We start from the raw sequence: 17,778 nt of genomic DNA on the forward strand, positions 1-17,778 counted from the left end.
GGACTAAGACAAGGACTATTCCTGGTCCTGTTGGCTCGCTCTCCTGCGGATAACGTCTACGCTTAAAGTTCGTGTCTGGACTAAAGAGGAGACTATCATGGGACATATCGTCAAGATTGGCCGTTATGAAATCATCGACGCAGAACTGGATGCGCAGAATGTGGAGACCGTCAGCATTCCTTGCCACACTAATCCGAGCCTGAGCTACCAGTTAGACGGGTGGGATGATGAAACCAGCGTTCCAGCATGGATTGACGGCAAGCCCGTCGAACTGGCCATCGGGCATTATGACAAACAGCAGGATCGCTGGATACTAAAAAAACCGGCTTGATCTTTTTTGCCCTCCTCACCGTGGCGATTTCTCGTGGCGGTGAACCCTTCATTAAAATACCCTCTCTTTGTTATTAAACCGTCACAGTGCAGGGATTTATCGCTATTAACCCGCTTCGTTTCCCCGGTATTAATCTTAATTTCATTTTGCTCACATAAGCAGCACTTTTAGGAATTTCCCGTATTAACTAACTCAAACAACTCCGGCATACTCGTCCTACTGCTTCATGATGAAACAGAGTGATATTTCCGCTGCTGTATGTTTCATTACTGTCTCATTTGTTCTTCTCGCACTGAATGCGGCGAGCTACCAAGAATAATTTATTGATCCTGTTGGAATTAGTATCAATATTTTTACGCCTGAACGCGTGCTTCAACCTCGTCAGGTTACTGATTCTTAAAGAAAAGAGAGCAGGCACTATGGCAAGTACTCTGGTACTGAATGACCGTCGCCGTGCGTTTAGCGGCACCCGAAAAAACATTATTGCCAAGATTACCTTAAGTCTTTCAGATTTAATCTCCATTAATCTGGCCCTGTTTTTATCCGCGGCTACCGTGCAAGGTATTTGGGGTGATTTAGATATATTCATCCCGCCTCAGGAAGTGAAGATCCGCTTCATTGCGCAATTCGTTATGTCTGTAGTCTGTACCGCCTGGTTCTGGATGCGGTTACGTCATTACACTTACCGCAAACCCTTCTGGTTTGAATTAAAAGAGATCATTAAAACCCTGGTGATTTTCTCTCTACTTGATCTGGCGCTGATTGCCTTTTCAAAATGGGACTTCTCCCGCATGTTGTGGAGTTTCACCTGGGCTTATGCGCTGATTCTGGTTCCTCTGCTGCGCTCAAGCGTAAAACACGCCATCATTAAGGCGGGTCAGTGGCAGAAGCAAACCATCATCATCGGTTCCGGAAAGAATGCCCGTGAAGCTTATGCCGCGCTGCAAAGCGAAGAGTTGCTGGGTTATGAAGTCACCGCCTTTGTCGCCTCTAACGGCCACACTGGTGCTGAAAGCATGAACGGTGTCCCGGTCATCACCTCCAAAGACATTGTCTGGGATACGGTTGACCTGGAAAACACCCAGTTTATCGTGGCAATGGAGTATGAACAGCAAGGTCTGCGTGATAAATGGCTGAAGCTGCTGTCGAAGAAAAAATGCCGCTCGGTCTCGGTGGTGCCTACACTGCGTGGTGTTCCGCTGTACGGTACCGATATGTCCTTTATCTTCAGCCATGAAGTGATGATCCTGCGGGTCAGTAACAATCTGGCAAAACGCTCTTCCCGCTTCCTCAAGCGGACCTTTGACATTGTAGTGGCTTCCCTGCTGCTGTTGCTGCTGGCCCCGGCATTTGGACTGATCTGCTGGATGGTGGGTCGTGATGGTGGCAATAAGATCTATGGTCATGAACGTGTAGGACAGGATGGGAAGAAGTTTAAATGCCTGAAGTTCCGCTCAATGGTCACCAACTCGAAAGAAGTATTGGAAGAATTGCTGGCGACCAGTGAAGAAGCCCGTATCGAGTGGGATAAAGACTTCAAACTCAAAAACGATCCGCGTGTCACCAAAATCGGGGCATTGCTGCGTAAAACCAGCCTGGATGAGCTACCTCAGTTATGGAACGTGATGCGTGGCGAGATGAGTCTGGTTGGCCCGCGTCCGGTTATTGAAGCCGAACTTGAGCGTTATGCGGGTGACGTTGACTATTATCTGATGGCCAAGCCGGGGATGACCGGGTTGTGGCAGGTCAGTGGTCGTAACGATATTGACTACGACACTCGCGTGTATTTTGACTCCTGGTATGTGAAGAATTGGGCCCTGTGGACTGACATTGCCATTTTGTTTAAAACGGCAGGTGTGGTGCTGCGTCGCGATGGGGCTTATTAAAACAGTAAGATAAGTGAGAGTCATGCCCGCACAGTGTGAGCATGACTCTCGCCTTTCCGCAAAATTCTTCCAACTCCTCTTTTCTTTTCCAGCCGTTATCTCTACCCTGTGCGGCTTGCTTTTAAACGGATGCCGTCACGCACGATGCAAAAATTCACCCTTCTTCTTCTCAGCCTGGTGCTTCTGGCTCCGCTGGGCATTGACCTTTATCTGCCTACTCTTCCCGATATCGCGCTGGGTCTGAATACGCCGGTTACCACCATCCAGACCACCATCCCGCTCTTTTTGCTGGTGATGGGATTAGGCCAGATTGTGGCAGGCCCGCTGGTCGATAACTTCGGCAGAAAGCCGATTGCCCTTGCTGGTCTGTTGCTTTATCTGCTGGGGAGTATTCTGGCAGCAACGGCCACCGGCTGGCCGCAGTTCCTTACTGCGCGTATCGTTCAGGGCTGTGCCGTTTGTTGTACGGCTGTGGTGGCCTTCAGCGGCGTCAGAGACCGCCTGGAAGGTGATGAAGCGGCAAGAGCCTATGGCTTCCTGAATGGGGCACTGAACATCGTTCCGGCACTGGCTCCCATGCTGGGTGGCTTCCTGGCGGATGCATTCGGCTGGCGTGCGCCGTTCTGGTTCCTGACGGCTTATGCGGTGGTGATTGGCCTGCTGATTTGGCGCTTCCTGCCGGAAACTCGTCCAGCGGGAACGCTGGCGGTAAAAAGCATTCCCGTACGCCAGTACGCAAAGATACTACGTGAGCCTCGCTTCCTTGCTTTTACCTTTGCTAACGCCGGTGCGATGGGCATGGTGCTGACCTATGTTTCGCTGGCCCCTCAGGTATTAATGACCGAAGGAAAGCTGACGGCACTGCAATTCTCGATCGCTTTTGGAGCCAATGGTTTCTGGATCATGCTGGTCAGCGTGCTGGTGAATAAAATGATCCGAAAGCTTGGGCGGCCAATCTGTCTGGCAATCGGCAGTATGGCGATGGCATTAGGTGCGCTGACGATGCTGGGCGGCATGGTAATTTTCCCGGCAGAGATGCAAACCAGTTGGGCGCTGTATATGTTCCCTGTGGCAATCTCGGTAGCCGGACTGGCATTTACCGTCGGCCCAGCCACCAGCTATGCGCTGGAGCCTTATCAGCAACAGGCTGGCGTAGCTTCGGCACTGGCTGGTTTTATTCAGATGGCGGGGGGGTCTTCGGCTGGCTTGCTGGCGATGGCCCTGCCGGTCAACGAGAAGCTTGCGCTCAGTGCCATGATGATCATTGGCGCAGTGCTGACGTCACTGGCCTGGTACAGCAGTAAAAAAGTGCGCGGCACGCTGACCGCGCTGAAAACTAGCTGACGTTAACCGGCACGCGTGGGGCCAGAGCGCACATCAGCTCATAGCCTACGGTGCCGGCTGCCTGAGCCACTTCGTCGATTTTGATGTTGTTACCCCAAAGCTCAACCTGACTACCAATCCCTGCCTGCAGGCAGGGGGTTAAATCCACGGTAATCATGTCCATTGAGATCGCCCCAACGGTATGCGTTTTCACTCCATCTACCCAGACCGGTGTCCCGGTAGGGGCATGACGCGGATAACCATCAGCATAACCACAAGCCACCACACCAATTCGCTGCTCGCCACTGGCGCGATAACGCGATCCGTACCCTACTCCCTCTCCAGCTTTTAAGTTCTGGATAGCGATGATCTCACTGCTCAGGGTCATTACCGGCCGCAGCCCGCTGCTGGCAATATCCTGCCACTGCCCGCTGGGTGAAGCCCCATAAAGAATAATGCCTGGACGCACCCAGTCATGATGAGTTTGCGGATGCCACAAGGTCGCGGCGGAGTTCGCCAGTGAGCGTGGGCAGTCCAGGCCTTCTGCAGCCTGCTCGATACGCCTGAGCGGCTCTTTAATCGCTTCGCTGTTCTCGGCTTCAGCGAAGTGCGCCATCAGCGTCATCTCACCGACATTGTCCAGACCACGCAGTTTGCTCCAGGCTTGCTGCACCTGCTCAGGCTGAAAACCGAGCCGGTTCATGCCGCTGTTCATTTTCACATAGATATCGAGCGGTGCGGAGAGCTTCGCCTTCGCCAGCGCCTGGATCTGCCAGTTGCTGTGCACGCTGGTTGTGAGGCGGTACCGATCGAGGATCGCCAGCTCATCGGCATGGAAGAAACCTTCCAGCAACAGGATCGGCTTTTTCCAGCCGCGATCACGCAGCAGGATAGCTTCTTCCAGGTTCAACAGGGCAAAGCCATCGGTTTCGGCAATGCTCTGCCACACGCGGTCAATACCGTGGCCATAAGCATTCGCTTTGACTACCGACCACAGACGGGAATGAGGTGCAACCTGGCGGGCAACCGCCAGGTTATGCCGCAACGCGCTGGTGTCGACAGTTGCGACAATCGGACGAGACATAACTTCTCCTGGTTCTCAATACGGGAAGATCAGCGGGCTGCGTGTAACAGGCCCGGTGTCGGGTAAAATCCCGGCAGATAACGCATTACCGACAGATCGTCTGCGGCAATGGCAGGGGTACGTCCGGAGATAATATCAGAAAGTAGCTGCCCCGAACCGCAGGCCATCGTCCAACCGAGCGTTCCGTGACCAGTGTTGAGGTAAAGATTTTTCAGTGGCGTCCGCCCAACGATTGGCGTGCCGTCCGGGGTCATTGGTCGTAGCCCAGTCCAGAACGTCGCCTGCTCAATATGCCCGCCTTCCGGATAGAGGTCACCTACCACCATTTCCAGCGTTTCCCGACGGGCTGGCAAGAGTTTGGTGTTATAGCCAACAATCTCTGCCATGCCGCCCACGCGGATCCGGTCGTCAAAGCGAGTGATAGCCACTTTGTACGTTTCATCGAGAACGGTGGAGACCGGGGAGGCCTGCTCATTTTTGATCGGGATGGTGAGCGAGTAGCCTTTCAGCGGGTAGACCGGGACGTTAACAATCTCGTTCAGCAGTGCGGTTGAGTAAGAGCCGAAGGCCACCACATAAGCATCCGCCGTCACTGTTTCAGCCCCACACTTGACGCCTGCAATCTGATTGCCTTCCTGCAGCAAAGCATCGACCGGAGTGTTGAAGCGGAAAGTCACCCCGGCGCCAGCGGCCATTTCAGCCAGGCGCTGAGTAAATAACTGACAATCGCCCGTTTCATCATTGGGCAGGCGCAGTCCGCCGGTTAATTTATGCTGAGTTGCCGCAAGCGCGGGCTCAGCCTGCGCCAGCTCAGAAGCTTCCAACAATTCATAAGGCACTCCGGCCTCTTTCAGAACGGCAATGTCCTTAGCGGCACTTTCAAACTGCTGGCTGGTACGGAAAAGTTGCAGTGTTCCGCCCTGTCGTCCTTCGTAAGCAATCCCCGTTTCCTGGCGCAAAGCTTTCAGACAGTCGCGGCTGTATTCGGCAATACGCACCATGCGGCTTTTGTTTTCCTGATAATGGTGCATATCGCAGTTACGCAGCATCTGCCACATCCACTCCAGCTGAAAACGGCTGCCATCAGGACGGATCGCCAAAGGCGCATGCCGCTGGAACATCCATTTAATGGCTTTTAACGGCACGCCAGGTGCAGCCCACGGCGCGGCATAACCTGGAGAAATCTGCCCGGCGTTAGCAGCACTGGTTTCCAGCGCCACGCCAGGTTGACGGTCGATAACCGTCACTTCATGCCCGGCCTGTGCCAGATACCAGGCGCTTGCCACGCCGACCACACCACTACCCAGAATGACAACTCGCATAACCGCACCACCGCCGTTTAAAAAAGAGGAATTGACTGGTTTATTGCGAACGCTGCGGTTTAAAACACTGCAACCACATAAGCAACATCGCACTGACATATTTCACATGCTTTTTACTCTAAAGGGTAATAAAAAGAAGAACGGTGGCGATATTCGGAATTTAATACTGCAAAATGGCGGTTAAAAGCAGCATATCAGTCCAGATAAGGCATTTTTCTCTTTTCTCAGCAGAAAGTGACCCGCTCAGATCTTTCACTTATATACAGTATATAATCCTGTTTTTCGGTGCATTTATCGCACTTCACCTTACGTAAAAATTATTTTTGTCTGGCGGCTCTATTTTCTGTCGAAGATTTCCATTGTATTCATCTGAGCAATCAGAGAGAGTGAACTATCATTGAGGTATTGGCTTTAATTCCAGGCTTGCCTTTGCGGTCGCAGTGCAGCGGCAGGCCAACATGAAAACGGACGTTTTGTCGCTACGTGTTGTAACGTCGAAAACCGGTTTTTAAAAAGGGGTGCGCTATGACGACTATCTTTGACGATCCCATAAAGGACAGCAAACGACTCAGTGATGGACCAGACTGGACCTTCGATCTGCTTGATGATTATCTTAAAGAGATTGACCGCGTCGCCAAGCTCTACCGGCTTGAAACCTATCCTCATCAGATTGAAGTGATCACCTCTGAGCAAATGATGGATGCCTACTCCAGCGTAGGGATGCCCATCAACTATGCGCACTGGTCCTTCGGCAAGAAATTCATTGAAACGGAACAGCGCTATAAGCATGGCCAGCAAGGCCTGGCGTATGAAATCGTTATCAACTCCAACCCTTGTATCGCTTATCTGATGGAAGAGAACACCATTACCATGCAGGCATTGGTGATGGCACACGCCTGTTATGGCCATAACTCTTTCTTCAGAAATAACTACCTGTTCCGTAGCTGGACGGATGCCAGTTCAATCGTCGATTACCTGATTTTCGCCCGTAATTACATCACCAAGTGCGAAGAACGTTACGGTCTTGAGGAAGTTGAGCGATTGCTGGACTCCTGCCACGCGCTGATGAATTACGGTGTTGATCGCTACAAGCGCCCGCAGAAAATTTCCCTGCAGGAAGAAACAGCGCGTCAGCAAAGCCGCGAAGAGTATCTGCAAAGCCAGGTGAACATGCTGTGGCGCACCTTGCCACGTCGCGAGAAAGAAACGTCACAGGCTGAAGCCGCTCGTTACCCTTCCGAGCCGCAGGAAAACCTGCTCTATTTTATGGAGAAAAATGCGCCGTTGCTGGAATCCTGGCAGCGCGAGATTTTACGTATCGTGCGTAAAGTCAGCCAGTATTTCTATCCGCAGAAGCAAACTCAGGTAATGAACGAAGGCTGGGCCACTTTCTGGCATTACACCATCCTCAATCACCTGTATGACGAAGGTAAAGTCTCCGAGCGCTTTATGCTTGAGTTCCTGCACAGTCACACGAATGTGGTGTTCCAGCCACCCTACAACAGCCAATGGTATAACGGCATCAACCCTTACGCGCTGGGCTTTGCCATGTTCCAGGATATTAAGCGTATCTGTCAGGAACCGACGGAGGAGGATCGTTACTGGTTCCCGGACATTGCAGGCAGTGACTGGCTGGAGACGATGCACTTTGCCATGCGCGAGTTTAAAGACGAGAGCTTTATCAGCCAGTTCCTGTCACCAAAAGTCATGCGCGATTTCCGCCTCTTTACGGTTATGGATGATGACCGCAATAACTTCCTGGAAATTGCCGCTATCCATGATGAAGCAGGTTACCGGGCGATCCGTCAGCAGCTGTCAGCGCAATATAACCTCAGCAACCTTGAACCTAATATTCAGGTCTATGACGTTGACCTGCGTGGAGATCGCTCACTGACGCTGCGCTATGTGCCAAACAGCCGCGCACCTCTGGACAAGAGCCGCAGAGAAGTGCTGAAGCATGTGCATCGCCTGTGGGGATTTGACATCCATCTCGAGCAGCAAAACGAAGATGGCAGCACTGAGTTACTGGATCGGTGCCCGCCCCGCACGTCTTCCCTGTAAATGATGTTTTGCCATAAAAAAAGCCGGTTCAACTGAACCGGTTTTTTTGTGCGTTGCGTTTAGCGACGCTGCGGAGGCAAATCTGTTGGCATCGTATTCTGCATACCGTGCCAGATTTCACCGCTACGGCGACCATAATCACGCACGGAATCGACAATCTTATCAAACTGCTCGTTCTGACAGATGGTCAGTAGCTGCTGATAGAAGTCACGCGCTAACTGGCGAGCTTCCGGATTGGAAAAGTAATGCCTTCCCACTCGGGTATACAGCCCTTTCAGCCCGTTAAGGATCAGCCCATAAATTGGGTTGCCTGAGGCAAATGCCAGCCCACGAAAGATGCTGTAATCGAGGTCAGTATAAGCCTCGGCCTTATCTTCAACATTCTGTGCCGTTAACAGCACCTCTTTGGCTTTCTCCGGATAGGTGCGGATAGCACGGCGGATAAAGATGGAAGAGATGTTGGTGCGCACTGAAAGCAGGTTATCAACCAACTGTGGCACACTGTCGTGATCAAGACGCGCCAGCGTTTCCAGAATGCTCAGACCGGACGTTTCCCAGAAGTTATTCACTTTAGTGGGTTTGCCGTGCTGAATGGTCAGCCAGCCATCACGAGCGAGACGCTGAAGGACTTCACGCAACGTGGTGCGGGTGACACCTATCAATTCAGAAAGCTCACGCTCTGCTGGCAAAATCGACCCCGGCGGGAAGCGACTGTTCCAGATGCTTTCAATAATGTACTCTTCAGCGAAACCCGCAGGGCTCTGCGCCTTAATGACCATAGCGTTTTGTTTCCGTTGCGTTCATGACTGCAAATATTGAGCTCATCATACCAGATGCCCAGACGTTGACATAGACCGCCAACGGGTTAAAACCACGCCCATCCCGCAAAAATCCCAAAAAAGCCCCGGTGAATTTTGGTCCAGTTTCCCGCCAAAATGTTGTCCTTTACCTTCAGCGCTAAGAAATCCAAGTTTATTGTCACGCTGCTTAACTTAAGTCATTTTATGCAATAAAATTTCTCCCCCTGTAGCTGGCACAGGGAGGCATTTAGTTTACACTGCCGTTTGTACGCCCTTCACATGGAATGAATATGTTGCGATATCTGAATAGCTGTTCCCGCGGCCGTGGTGCCTGGTTGCTGCTGGCCTTCACCGCATTTGCCCTGGAAATGGTCGCACTCTACTTTCAGCACGTCATGATGCTGAAACCCTGCGTAATGTGTATTTATGAGCGTTGCGCCCTGTTTGGTGTGATGGGCGCTGGCCTGGTCGGAGCCGTAGCCCCAAAAACACCTTTGCGCTGGGTGGCAATCCTGGTGTGGATCTACAGTGCCTGGGAAGGTGCCCGCCTCGCCTGGGAGCACACCATGATCCAGCTGCACCCAAATCCGTTTGTCACCTGTGATTTTGCAGCCCGTTTCCCAGGCTGGCTGCCTCTGGATAAATGGCTGCCTTCCGTGTTTGTGGCCACAGGCGATTGCGCTGAGAAAAGTTGGTCATTCCTGACGCTAGGGATGCCGCAATGGTTGGTGGGTATTTTCGCCGCGTTCCTGATCGTTGGCGTGCTGGTGTTGATTGCTCAACCCTTCAAGCCCAAGCGTCGGGATCTGTTCTCTCGCTAATACCCTGACCAACACAGCTCATACAAGGCCCGCCGGTTGCGGGCTTTTTTGTGGCTGCTATACCACCCGCGGCAGGCAAATTATTTGTCGGATGGTCATTACGCTACTAAGCTGAAATAACACAAGAAAAGTCTAAGGAGCGTTATGAAAAGAATCCTGTTTATGCTGGCATTGGCATGCTCTTTCGCCGTCCTTTCAGGTTGTGCACCAAGGGACAATTTGCATGCTCCACCCCCCGCTCCCCCTGGTGGTCATCAACTTCCTGGCGCCCCAGGCGGCAGCGATCCCTCCGGTCAGCCTAAGGCTTAATCCAGACGTTTTCAGACTCGATCAAAAAAGCCGCCCTGTTCAGAGGCGGCTTTTTTAGTCTCAGCGATGAGGCCGGTTGATAATGTGATCTTCCCAGTCCCGCACTTCACTTTCCCGCACGGCAATGTGGCGCACTGAAATACGTTCAGCATGCATCGCCGATTTAGAGCCGGTGCGTAAAGGATGCCAGACCGGTAAATTTTTGCCTTCAGCCAGAACCCGATAGGCACAGCTCGGCGGTAGCCAGGAGAAAGTCGGCAAATTATCGCGCGTTAACTTGATGCAATCTTCTTCATATTCGAAGCGACGCTCATAGTTGCGACACTGGCAGGTTTTAATATTGAGTTGGTTGCAAGCGACGTTGGTGAAGTAAATTTCATCCGTGTCAGCATCCTGCAGCTTGTTAAGACAGCACTGGCCACAACCGTCACATAAGGATTCCCATTCCTCATCACTCATTTGTTCCAGCGTTTTCCGCTGCCAGAAAGGGGTATCAGTCATGTTCGGTGTCCCGTTTAAGTAAAAGCCCGCACCTTATAAACAGTTCGGGCTTCAGATGCAAGCCTTACAGCACTCGGGTTGCCACGCCATGGCCGCCCAGAGACACTTCAAGCGTGTCGCCAGAGACCATCGGGCCAACGCCTTCAGGCGTGCCGGTCAAAATAACGTCACCGGCGCGCAGGGTAAAGAACTTGCTCATGTAAGCAATCAGCGGCAGGATTTTATGGATCATCTCTTCGGTATTGCCATGCTGACGCACTTCGCCATTAACCACCAGTTTCAGCTCGATATTCTGCGGATCGCCTTCGAATTCACTGACCGGGATAAAGCCTGAAATTGGGCAAGAATTATCAAACCCTTTGGCTTTTTCCCACGGCTGTCCGGCTTTTTTGCAGCCTGCCTGCACATCACGCAAGGTCAAATCCAGCGCAATCCCGTATCCGGCAATCGCCTTAGCCACATGCTCTTCTGTTGCATGCTTCAGGGTGGAGCCAATCAGCACTGCCAGCTCCACTTCATGGTGGACCGCGCCCAGATCTTTCGGGATAGACAGAGGCTGGCGAATATCACAAATCGCCGTCTCTGGTTTGATAAACAGCACAGGCTCAGAGGGCGTGGCGCTGCCCATCTCTTTAATGTGTTTGGCATAATTGCTGCCTACGCACACGACTTTGCTTACCGGATAATCCAACAAAGCGCCCTGCCAGTTATGATGCTGATACATACTGTTCCCCTGCCTGAGTTGTGAGTGGATGGCCCGGCCTGAGCCACCCGTCCGTTACGTTCTTAAGGCTATTGCGAAATAGCATCAGCCATCATGCCGATGCTGATAGCGAAATAATAAGACCGATTCCAGTGCATGATGGTTCGAAAATTGTCATAAACCATGAATGCACGGCCTGGCGTGTCGTCTGGCAGGATAATCCAGGCACGCTGGTGGGTATTCGGTAGCGCCTGGTCACTGGTCAATCGCACGCCCAGTTTTTCCCATTCCCCCACGGTTTTGGCCTGTGCCGTTTTGGTTCCTGCCTGATCGGTCACAAAGTCGACCGGGAGGATGACTTCCCTTCCCCAGCTCTCGCCTGCTTTCCAGCCCTCTTTCGACAGATAGTTTGCCGTAGAGGCAAACACATCGTCTATGTTGTTCCAGATATCAATTTTGCCATCGCCATCGCCATCTGCTCCGTACTGCATAAAGGAACTCGGCATAAACTGGTTCTGCCCCATCGCGCCTGCCCAGGAACCTTTCATCTCCTCAGGCGCAATGTGCTGCTGCTGAATAATTTTGAGCGCGGCAATCAGCTCTTTAGTGAAGAAGGCTTCGCGCCGCCCCTCAAATGCCAGCGTGGAGAGCGAAGAAATGACATCCTCTTTCCCCTGAATTTTACCAAAGCTACTCTCCATTGCCCAAAGCGCAACGATATATTGCGGCTGCACGCCGGTCTGCTGGCTGACAGGCATCAACTGCCCTTGATAAAGCTGCAGATTGTCGCGTCCCTGCTGAATCTTCTTGTCGGTCATCACTCGTGACAGGTAATCACTCAAGGTCACCTTCTTCTCAAGCTGATTACGATCTGAGGTGATCACGTGGTCGACAAAATGGACATTAGCGAACGCCGCATCAACGGTGGCCTGATCGATCCCTTGTTGAAGGGCCTGAGTTTTCAGTTGCTCTACATAGCCAGGGAATTCAGCCGGATCACGTCCTGACGCGGCCAGCGTGGTTTTGACTGGCTGTTGCAGAAAGCCGCCCTGAGAAGGTGCGGTAGCTGGCGATTTAGCGGGAACTGGGGCTTCTGGCGCAGGTGCTGCGCTGTTTTTACTTGCGCAACCGGCCAGTATCAGGGAGAAAATAATGCTACTGAGGGATGTAAGCTTCATGCGGGCATCCTTTTTTTGCCATCGCCGCCTCAATTTAAATCCAGAGGATTGCCCTTGAGCCGGCGATATATTTTGCAGAAAGTTCCTAATTGATCTTTTTTACTCTTTTTCCAGATGCATCTTAAGCAGACTTTCGATCGGAGGAGGCACCTGTAAATAAAATCCCTGCTCTTCGAGAGCGGCTTTCACTTTGCTGAGATCGGCGTTGGCTAGCTTCTTTGTGCCGTCCAACGGCAGCAGCATCGCCAGCTGCGGTTTACCAAAACCTTGCATCAGTTCTGCTGGCAGGCGAGAGAAATCGTCTTTTTTTTCGACATAGAGATAAGTCTGGTCACGCTTGGGGCTTCTGTAGATCACACAAAACATATTTTTTACTCGAATTAACCTGGATGGTGACTTGCCTGAATATAGCAGTAACTATAACATGCTTGCAGAACTTCGGAATATTGTCCCAACTCGATTAAATGCTCGTTTAACGACATAATTTAGCTGGGACCAGAATTAACAGGACTGAGCCGGGACAGATGTCACAAACGCCAATCGAGTTAAAGGGCAGCAGTTTTACTCTGTCTGTTGTGCACCTTCACCACGCTGACCCAGACGTGGTTCGTCAGGCGCTTCAGGATAAAGTCAATCAGGCTCCGGCCTTTCTGAAAAATGCTCCGGTGGTGTTGAACGTTGCCTCATTAACCAGTGAGGTTAACTGGCGACTGATGCAACAAGCCGTCACCTCTACTGGCCTGCATATCGTTGGTGTCAGTGGCTGCAAAGATGAACCGCTGAAGCGCATCATCAACCGCGCTGGTCTGCCGCTGTTGTCGGAAGGCAAAGAGCAGAAAAAAGCCGTCGAGGTGATTGAGCCGGTTAAATCTGTTGAACTCCCGCCTGTCAAAACCCGGGTTATCAATACCCCAGTCCGCTCCGGTCAGCAGATATATGCTAAAAACTGCGATCTGATCGTCACTAATAGCGTCAGCGCGGGTGCCGAACTGGTGGCCGACGGCAATATCCATATTTATGGCATGATGCGTGGCCGTGCACTGGCTGGTGCCAGCGGCGATCGCGACTGCCAGATTTTTTGTACCAGTTTGTCAGCTGAATTGGTCTCTATCGCCGGTGAATACTGGATGATGGACCACATTCCGGCTGAATTTTTTGGAAAAGCGTCACGTCTCTGCTTAAGAGACGGCGCCCTGACTATACAGACACTGAACTGAGCCAGGCTCACGAGCCCTTTCTTTTCTTAAGGAAATTATTATATGGCACGCATTATTGTAGTTACATCGGGTAAAGGGGGCGTTGGCAAGACCACGTCCAGCGCGGCCATCGCTACCGGTTTAGCCCAGAAGGGCAAGAAAACCGTGGTTATCGACTTCGACATCGGTCTGCGTAATCTCGATCTGATTATGGGTTGTGAGCGCCGCGTGGTGTATGACTTTGTCAACGTGATTCAGGGTGATGCCACGCTGAACCAGGCGCTGATCAAAGATAAGCGTACCGAAAACCTGTTCATTCTGCCTGCGTCACAGACTCGTGACAAAGATGCACTGACTCGTGAAGGCGTGGAAAAGATCCTGAATGACCTCGGCAAGATGGACTTTGAATTTATTGTCTGTGATTCACCAGCAGGGATCGAAACCGGCGCGCTGATGGCACTGTATTTCGCTGATGAAGCTATCATTACCACTAACCCGGAAGTGTCTTCAGTCCGCGATTCAGACCGCATCCTGGGTATCCTTTCGTCCAAATCCCGCCGTGCGGAAAATGGTCAGGATCCGATCAAAGAGCATCTGCTGCTGACGCGTTATAACCCGGGCCGTGTGAACCGTGGTGATATGCTGAGCATGGAAGACGTGCTGGAAATTTTACGTATCCCACTGGCCGGTGTGATCCCGGAAGACCAGTCGGTGCTGCGCGCGTCTAACCAGGGCGAGCCAGTGATTCTGGATGCTGAGTCTGATGCCGGCAAAGCCTATGCCGATACCGTTGACCGAATTCTCGGTGAAGAACGTCCCTTCCGCTTCATAGAAGAAGAGAAGAAGGGTTTCCTGAAACGCCTGTTTGGGGGATAAACCATGGCCTTACTCGATTTCTTTTTATCCCGTAAAAAGCCGACAGCCAATATAGCCAAGGAACGGCTGCAGATCATTGTGGCAGAACGCAGGAGGGGTGACAGTGAGCCCCACTATCTGCCACAGCTGAAAAGGGATATTTTGGAAGTTATCTGCAGATACGTGAAGATTGATCCAGAAATGCTCAGCGTTAAGCTGGATCAAAAGGATGATGACATTTCGATTCTGGAGCTCAATGTGACGCTTCCGGAGGCAGAAGAAGCACCGAAATGATCCTCTCCTGCTCCTGATTTTCCCCTGCTTTGAGGCAGGGGAAAACCTCGGTCAGTACGCCTTCAGGATCTCCGCGATCCCGTCGTGAAGCAGTTCGCCCCGCCATCCATCAATCAGCTCTGGTTTCCTGTCCCGTGGTTTTAATTTCCAGTGCCAGCTCAGCAGTTGGTTAATCTGACGACGTGACGCCAGCAGTTCCTGACTAACACCTTCTTTTTCGGCCACTGCAGCCATCAAAGCTTTCAGCTCTTTGAACACTTTTTTGTAGTCGGGATTATCAATCAGGTTCGCCACAGGCTCAGGGAGTTCATTCTCTTCCAGTGCATTCGCCTGCGCGACCATAGCCACCAGCGCTTTACCGTGGAAACGAATTTCCTGACCAGCCAGGCCCAGGTGATCCAACTCTCCCAACGAACCAGGCATATAACGAGCCACTTTCCACAAATTCTCTTCGCGCACCACGAAGTTCACCGCCATGTCTTTTTCACGGGCCAGTTCCAGACGCCAGGCCGCTAACAGGCGCAATGCTGCAAGCTGACGCGGGCGAAGTTGCCAGGCATTGGTGATATCGCGGTAGGCTTCTTCTGGGGCCACCACCATCTGACGGCGCTGGCACAGCAGGCTGCACTCGTTCAGCGCGGCTTTGATCTTGCCGGACTCTTCAGCTTCAGCCAGTAATTTGTGGGCAATCGGCAGCAGATAGAACACATCAGCGGCAGCATACTGGCACTGCTTTTCAGTCAGTGGACGGGCAAGCCAGTCCGTGCGGGATTCACTTTTATCCAGCGCGATGCCGGTAAAGGATTCAACAATGGTGGCGAAACCGCAGGATAGCGGTCGCCCGGTAAAGGCTGCCAGAATCTGCGTATCAATCATTGGCACCGGCAGCACGCCATACTCGTGCAGGAAGACTTCCAGATCTTCGCTACCGGCATGCAGGAACTTGATCACCTTCTCATCAAGCAGCAGATCGCGGAACGGTGCCCATTCGGTGATCGGTAAAGGATCGATTAGCGCGATTTGCTCGCCGTCATACATCTGGATCAAGCCAAGACCGGGATAATAGGTGCGGGTTCTGACAAATTCGGTATCCAGCGCCAACGCCGGAAATTGACGAGCAGCCAGGCAAAGTTCAGCCAGCGCTTCGTTGGTGGTTATCATGGTGTAGTTCAAAATGATCCTCTCGCTGTGGCCTTTCCGGCCTCAGTCTAATCACAATAAAAACGCCGGTATGACCGGCGTTTTAGTATTCTCAGAAAGCGTGGCAGCAATTAGCTGGGTTTAGCCGCTTTTATCGCTTCATCACGCAGTTCACGGCGCAGAATTTTGCCAACGTTAGTTTTCGGTAACTCATCCCGAAACTCAACGATTTTTGGCACTTTATAGCCCGTCAGGTTTTTCTTGCAGTGTGCAATCAGCTCTTCTTTGGTCAGTGAAGGATCTTTCTTCACCACGCAGATTTTCACCGTCTCCCCTGCTACATCGTTAGGCACGCCGATAGCAGCAGCTTCGCGCACTTTCGGATGCTGCATCAGGACATCTTCGATTTCATTAGGGTAGACGTTGAAACCAGAAACCAGAATCATGTCTTTTTTGCGATCGACAATGCGAATAAAACCTTCGGCATCAACGGTAACAATATCACCGCTTCGAAGCCATCCATTTTTTAACACTTCATCCGTTGCATCAGGGTGTTGCCAGTAACCGAGCATCACTTGTGGTCCTTTAATGCACAGTTCGCCTGGTTCTCCTTCAGGAACCTCGTTGCCTTCATCATCTACCAACATGATGTCAGTTGAAGGAACAGGCAAACCGATGCTACCGCTGTGGTAACGAATATCGTAAGGGTTGACGGAAACCAGCGGTGAGCACTCAGTCAGGCCATAACCTTCCAGCAGATAATGCCCGGTCAGCTTTTCCCAACGCTCGGCCACGGCTTTCTGCACTGACATGCCGCCACCAGCAGAAAGACTGAGGCTGGAGAAGTCGAGCTTCTGGAAATCGTCATCATTGAGCAACGCGTTGAACAGCGTATTAACACCGGTAATTGAAGTGAAGCGCACTTTGGACAGTTCTTTCACCAGGCCCGGAATATCGCGTGGGTTAGTGATCAGCAGGTTTGCTCCGCCCAAATCGATAAACAGCATGCAGTTCACGGTCAGCGCAAAGATATGGTACAGCGGCAACGCTGTGACTACCGTTTCTTTGCCCTCTTTCAGCAGTGAGCCATAGGTGGCTTTGGTCTGCTCAAGGTTCGCCTGCATATTGCGGTGAGTCAGCATGGCGCCTTTCGCAACGCCGGTCGTTCCGCCGGTATATTGCAGGAAGGCCAGATCATCATTAATGATCTCCGGTCGCACATATTGCATGCGATAGCCTTCATGCAGTGCGCTGCGGAAGGAAATAGCATCGGGCAGATGGTATTTAGGCACCATACGCTTGATGTATTTGACTACAAAATTGACCAGCGTGCCTTTTGCCGGCGCCAGTTGATCGCCCAGCCGCGTCAGGATCACGTGCTTAACCTGGGTTTTAGCAACGACTTTTTCCAGGGTGTGGGCAAAGTTAGAAACAATAACGATAGCACTGGCGCCGCTGTCGTTTAGCTGATGCTCCAGCTCGCGCGGGGTATAAAGAGGATTGACGTTTACCACAATCATCCCGGCGCGCAGAATGCCAAACAGGGCAATCGGATACTGCAACAGATTGGGCATCATCAGGGCCACACGATCGCCCTTTTTCAGCCCCAGACCTTGTTGCAGGTAAGCAGCAAAAGCACGACTGCGCTCTTCCAGCTTACGGTAAGTCATCGCCTGCCCCATATTGATGAAGGCGGGCTGGTCAGCGTAACGTTTGACTGCTTGTTCAAACAGATCGATGAGCGATGTGTAGCGATCGGCACTGATCTCTGCCGGAACATCTGCCGGATAGCGGTTTAACCAAACCTTGTTCAAGGAAACACCTCGGAAAGTCGTATTTGTTGTCATCGCAGCCTCAAACCGTCGCATCTTTTAACATTATTTTAACTCAGCGTACCAGTTTGCTCTGTTCTCTGTTTTGAGGTTGCGAAGCCCATCACTAAAATAATCTCATCCTGAGATCGCCAATAAAAAA

At 51.9% G+C, this 17,778-nt stretch carries 17 protein-coding genes; 8 read left to right on the forward strand and 9 right to left on the reverse strand.

Annotation, left to right across the window (positions count from 1 at the left end; all coding sequences use genetic code 11):
* The first annotated feature begins 97 nt into the window (after positions 1–97).
* The 3 genes from WCC56_RS08180 (at position 98) to WCC56_RS08190 (ending at position 3,561) form a co-directional block, all read left to right on the forward strand.
* Positions 98–331 carry a DUF1480 family protein gene (locus WCC56_RS08180; RefSeq protein WP_424691896.1) on the forward strand — a complete coding sequence of 78 codons (234 nt, stop codon included), beginning with the start codon at positions 98–100 and terminating at the stop codon, positions 329–331.
* 419 nt (positions 332–750) lie between these two features.
* On the forward strand, positions 751–2,217 hold the full coding sequence (gene wbaP, locus WCC56_RS08185) for an undecaprenyl-phosphate galactose phosphotransferase WbaP (RefSeq protein ID WP_424691897.1): 1,467 nt from the start codon (positions 751–753) through the stop codon (positions 2,215–2,217).
* A 144-nt stretch (positions 2,218–2,361) separates the two neighbouring features.
* Complete coding sequence (locus tag WCC56_RS08190) at positions 2,362–3,561, forward strand: multidrug effflux MFS transporter (RefSeq protein ID WP_424691898.1); 1,200 nt, start codon at positions 2,362–2,364, stop codon at positions 3,559–3,561.
* On the opposite strand, the gene dadX is transcribed toward WCC56_RS08190, so the two are convergent.
* Together dadX and WCC56_RS08200 are read right to left on the reverse strand one after the other, a co-directional pair.
* Positions 3,554–4,624: a catabolic alanine racemase DadX gene (gene dadX, locus WCC56_RS08195; protein ID WP_424691899.1), complete on the reverse strand. Its 1,071-nt coding sequence runs from the start codon at positions 4,622–4,624 to the stop codon at positions 3,554–3,556. The genes WCC56_RS08190 and dadX overlap by 8 nt on opposite strands.
* Positions 4,625–4,653: 29 nt before the next feature.
* Positions 4,654–5,946: a D-amino acid dehydrogenase gene (locus WCC56_RS08200; RefSeq protein WP_424691900.1), complete on the reverse strand. Its 1,293-nt coding sequence runs from the start codon at positions 5,944–5,946 to the stop codon at positions 4,654–4,656.
* A 525-nt stretch (positions 5,947–6,471) separates the two neighbouring features.
* Between WCC56_RS08200 and WCC56_RS08205 the strand changes: the two genes are divergently transcribed.
* Entirely contained in the window at positions 6,472–8,007 is a 1,536-nt protein-coding gene (locus WCC56_RS08205; RefSeq protein WP_424691901.1) for a SpoVR family protein, read from the forward strand.
* A gap of 59 nt (positions 8,008–8,066) precedes the next feature.
* Here the strand turns inward: WCC56_RS08205 and fadR are convergent, their stop codons facing one another.
* The gene (gene fadR / locus WCC56_RS08210) at positions 8,067–8,786 is read right to left on the reverse strand and encodes a fatty acid metabolism transcriptional regulator FadR (RefSeq protein ID WP_424691902.1); all 720 of its coding nucleotides are present in this window, start codon (positions 8,784–8,786) and stop codon (positions 8,067–8,069) included.
* A gap of 311 nt (positions 8,787–9,097) precedes the next feature.
* Here fadR and dsbB point away from each other — a divergent pair, with 311 nt between their 5' ends.
* Positions 9,098–9,628, forward strand: coding sequence for a disulfide bond formation protein DsbB (gene dsbB / locus WCC56_RS08215; protein ID WP_424691903.1), 531 nt, complete (start codon positions 9,098–9,100; stop codon positions 9,626–9,628).
* Positions 9,629–9,997: 369 nt separating this feature from the next.
* Here the strand turns inward: dsbB and WCC56_RS08220 are convergent, their stop codons facing one another.
* The 4 genes from WCC56_RS08220 to WCC56_RS08235 form a co-directional block, all read right to left on the reverse strand.
* Positions 9,998–10,438 carry a YcgN family cysteine cluster protein gene (locus WCC56_RS08220; protein ID WP_013202455.1) on the reverse strand — a complete coding sequence of 147 codons (441 nt, stop codon included), beginning with the start codon at positions 10,436–10,438 and terminating at the stop codon, positions 9,998–10,000.
* Between the two features lie 64 nt (positions 10,439–10,502).
* Positions 10,503–11,162, reverse strand: a complete 660-nt coding sequence (locus WCC56_RS08225) for a fumarylacetoacetate hydrolase family protein (protein WP_424691904.1) — start codon at positions 11,160–11,162, stop codon at positions 10,503–10,505.
* A gap of 68 nt (positions 11,163–11,230) precedes the next feature.
* Complete coding sequence (locus WCC56_RS08230; protein WP_424691905.1) at positions 11,231–12,319, reverse strand: lytic murein transglycosylase; 1,089 nt, start codon at positions 12,317–12,319, stop codon at positions 11,231–11,233.
* A gap of 99 nt (positions 12,320–12,418) precedes the next feature.
* Positions 12,419–12,685: a YcgL domain-containing protein gene (locus WCC56_RS08235; protein WP_424691906.1), complete on the reverse strand. Its 267-nt coding sequence runs from the start codon at positions 12,683–12,685 to the stop codon at positions 12,419–12,421.
* Positions 12,686–12,843: 158 nt separating this feature from the next.
* Here WCC56_RS08235 and minC point away from each other — a divergent pair, with 158 nt between their 5' ends.
* Genes minC through minE form a run of 3 tightly spaced genes read left to right on the forward strand, consistent with a single transcriptional unit; the run spans position 12,844 to position 14,664 of the window.
* On the forward strand, positions 12,844–13,536 hold the full coding sequence (minC, locus tag WCC56_RS08240) for a septum site-determining protein MinC (RefSeq protein WP_424691907.1): 693 nt from the start codon (positions 12,844–12,846) through the stop codon (positions 13,534–13,536).
* Between the two features lie 42 nt (positions 13,537–13,578).
* The gene (gene minD / locus WCC56_RS08245) at positions 13,579–14,391 is read left to right on the forward strand and encodes a septum site-determining protein MinD (protein WP_424691908.1); all 813 of its coding nucleotides are present in this window, start codon (positions 13,579–13,581) and stop codon (positions 14,389–14,391) included.
* A gap of 3 nt (positions 14,392–14,394) precedes the next feature.
* Positions 14,395–14,664, forward strand: a complete 270-nt coding sequence (gene minE, locus WCC56_RS08250; RefSeq protein WP_424691909.1) for a cell division topological specificity factor MinE — start codon at positions 14,395–14,397, stop codon at positions 14,662–14,664.
* Positions 14,665–14,715: 51 nt separating this feature from the next.
* Here the strand turns inward: minE and rnd are convergent, their stop codons facing one another.
* Entirely contained in the window at positions 14,716–15,825 is a 1,110-nt protein-coding gene (rnd, locus tag WCC56_RS08255; protein WP_424691913.1) for a ribonuclease D, read from the reverse strand.
* A gap of 110 nt (positions 15,826–15,935) precedes the next feature.
* Positions 15,936–17,618: a long-chain-fatty-acid--CoA ligase FadD gene (gene fadD / locus WCC56_RS08260; RefSeq protein WP_424691910.1), complete on the reverse strand. Its 1,683-nt coding sequence runs from the start codon at positions 17,616–17,618 to the stop codon at positions 15,936–15,938.
* Between the last annotated feature and the right edge of the window lie 160 nt (positions 17,619–17,778).

The sequence above is a fragment of the Erwinia sp. genome (assembly GCF_049696395.1).
Classification (GTDB): domain Bacteria; phylum Pseudomonadota; class Gammaproteobacteria; order Enterobacterales; family Enterobacteriaceae; genus Erwinia.

What these genes read in the sequence shown, in the direction of transcription:
- wbaP (WP_424691897.1), top strand. Translation starts at nt 751, where the DNA reads ATGGCAAGTACTCTGGTACTGAATGACCGTCGCCGTGCGTTTAGCGGC.
- minC (WP_424691907.1), top strand. Translation starts at nt 12,844, where the DNA reads ATGTCACAAACGCCAATCGAGTTAAAGGGCAGCAGTTTTACTCTGTCT.
- WCC56_RS08225 (WP_424691904.1), bottom strand. Translation starts at nt 11,162, where the DNA reads ATGTATCAGCATCATAACTGGCAGGGCGCTTTGTTGGATTATCCGGTA.
- WCC56_RS08205 (WP_424691901.1), top strand. Translation starts at nt 6,472, where the DNA reads ATGACGACTATCTTTGACGATCCCATAAAGGACAGCAAACGACTCAGT.
- fadR (WP_424691902.1), bottom strand. Translation starts at nt 8,786, where the DNA reads ATGGTCATTAAGGCGCAGAGCCCTGCGGGTTTCGCTGAAGAGTACATT.
- WCC56_RS08230 (WP_424691905.1), bottom strand. Translation starts at nt 12,319, where the DNA reads ATGAAGCTTACATCCCTCAGTAGCATTATTTTCTCCCTGATACTGGCC.
- minD (WP_424691908.1), top strand. Translation starts at nt 13,579, where the DNA reads ATGGCACGCATTATTGTAGTTACATCGGGTAAAGGGGGCGTTGGCAAG.
- WCC56_RS08190 (WP_424691898.1), top strand. Translation starts at nt 2,362, where the DNA reads ATGCAAAAATTCACCCTTCTTCTTCTCAGCCTGGTGCTTCTGGCTCCG.
- rnd (WP_424691913.1), bottom strand. Translation starts at nt 15,825, where the DNA reads ATGATAACCACCAACGAAGCGCTGGCTGAACTTTGCCTGGCTGCTCGT.
- dadX (WP_424691899.1), bottom strand. Translation starts at nt 4,624, where the DNA reads ATGTCTCGTCCGATTGTCGCAACTGTCGACACCAGCGCGTTGCGGCAT.
- WCC56_RS08180 (WP_424691896.1), top strand. Translation starts at nt 98, where the DNA reads ATGGGACATATCGTCAAGATTGGCCGTTATGAAATCATCGACGCAGAA.
- minE (WP_424691909.1), top strand. Translation starts at nt 14,395, where the DNA reads ATGGCCTTACTCGATTTCTTTTTATCCCGTAAAAAGCCGACAGCCAAT.
- WCC56_RS08235 (WP_424691906.1), bottom strand. Translation starts at nt 12,685, where the DNA reads ATGTTTTGTGTGATCTACAGAAGCCCCAAGCGTGACCAGACTTATCTC.
- dsbB (WP_424691903.1), top strand. Translation starts at nt 9,098, where the DNA reads ATGTTGCGATATCTGAATAGCTGTTCCCGCGGCCGTGGTGCCTGGTTG.
- WCC56_RS08200 (WP_424691900.1), bottom strand. Translation starts at nt 5,946, where the DNA reads ATGCGAGTTGTCATTCTGGGTAGTGGTGTGGTCGGCGTGGCAAGCGCC.
- WCC56_RS08220 (WP_013202455.1), bottom strand. Translation starts at nt 10,438, where the DNA reads ATGACTGATACCCCTTTCTGGCAGCGGAAAACGCTGGAACAAATGAGT.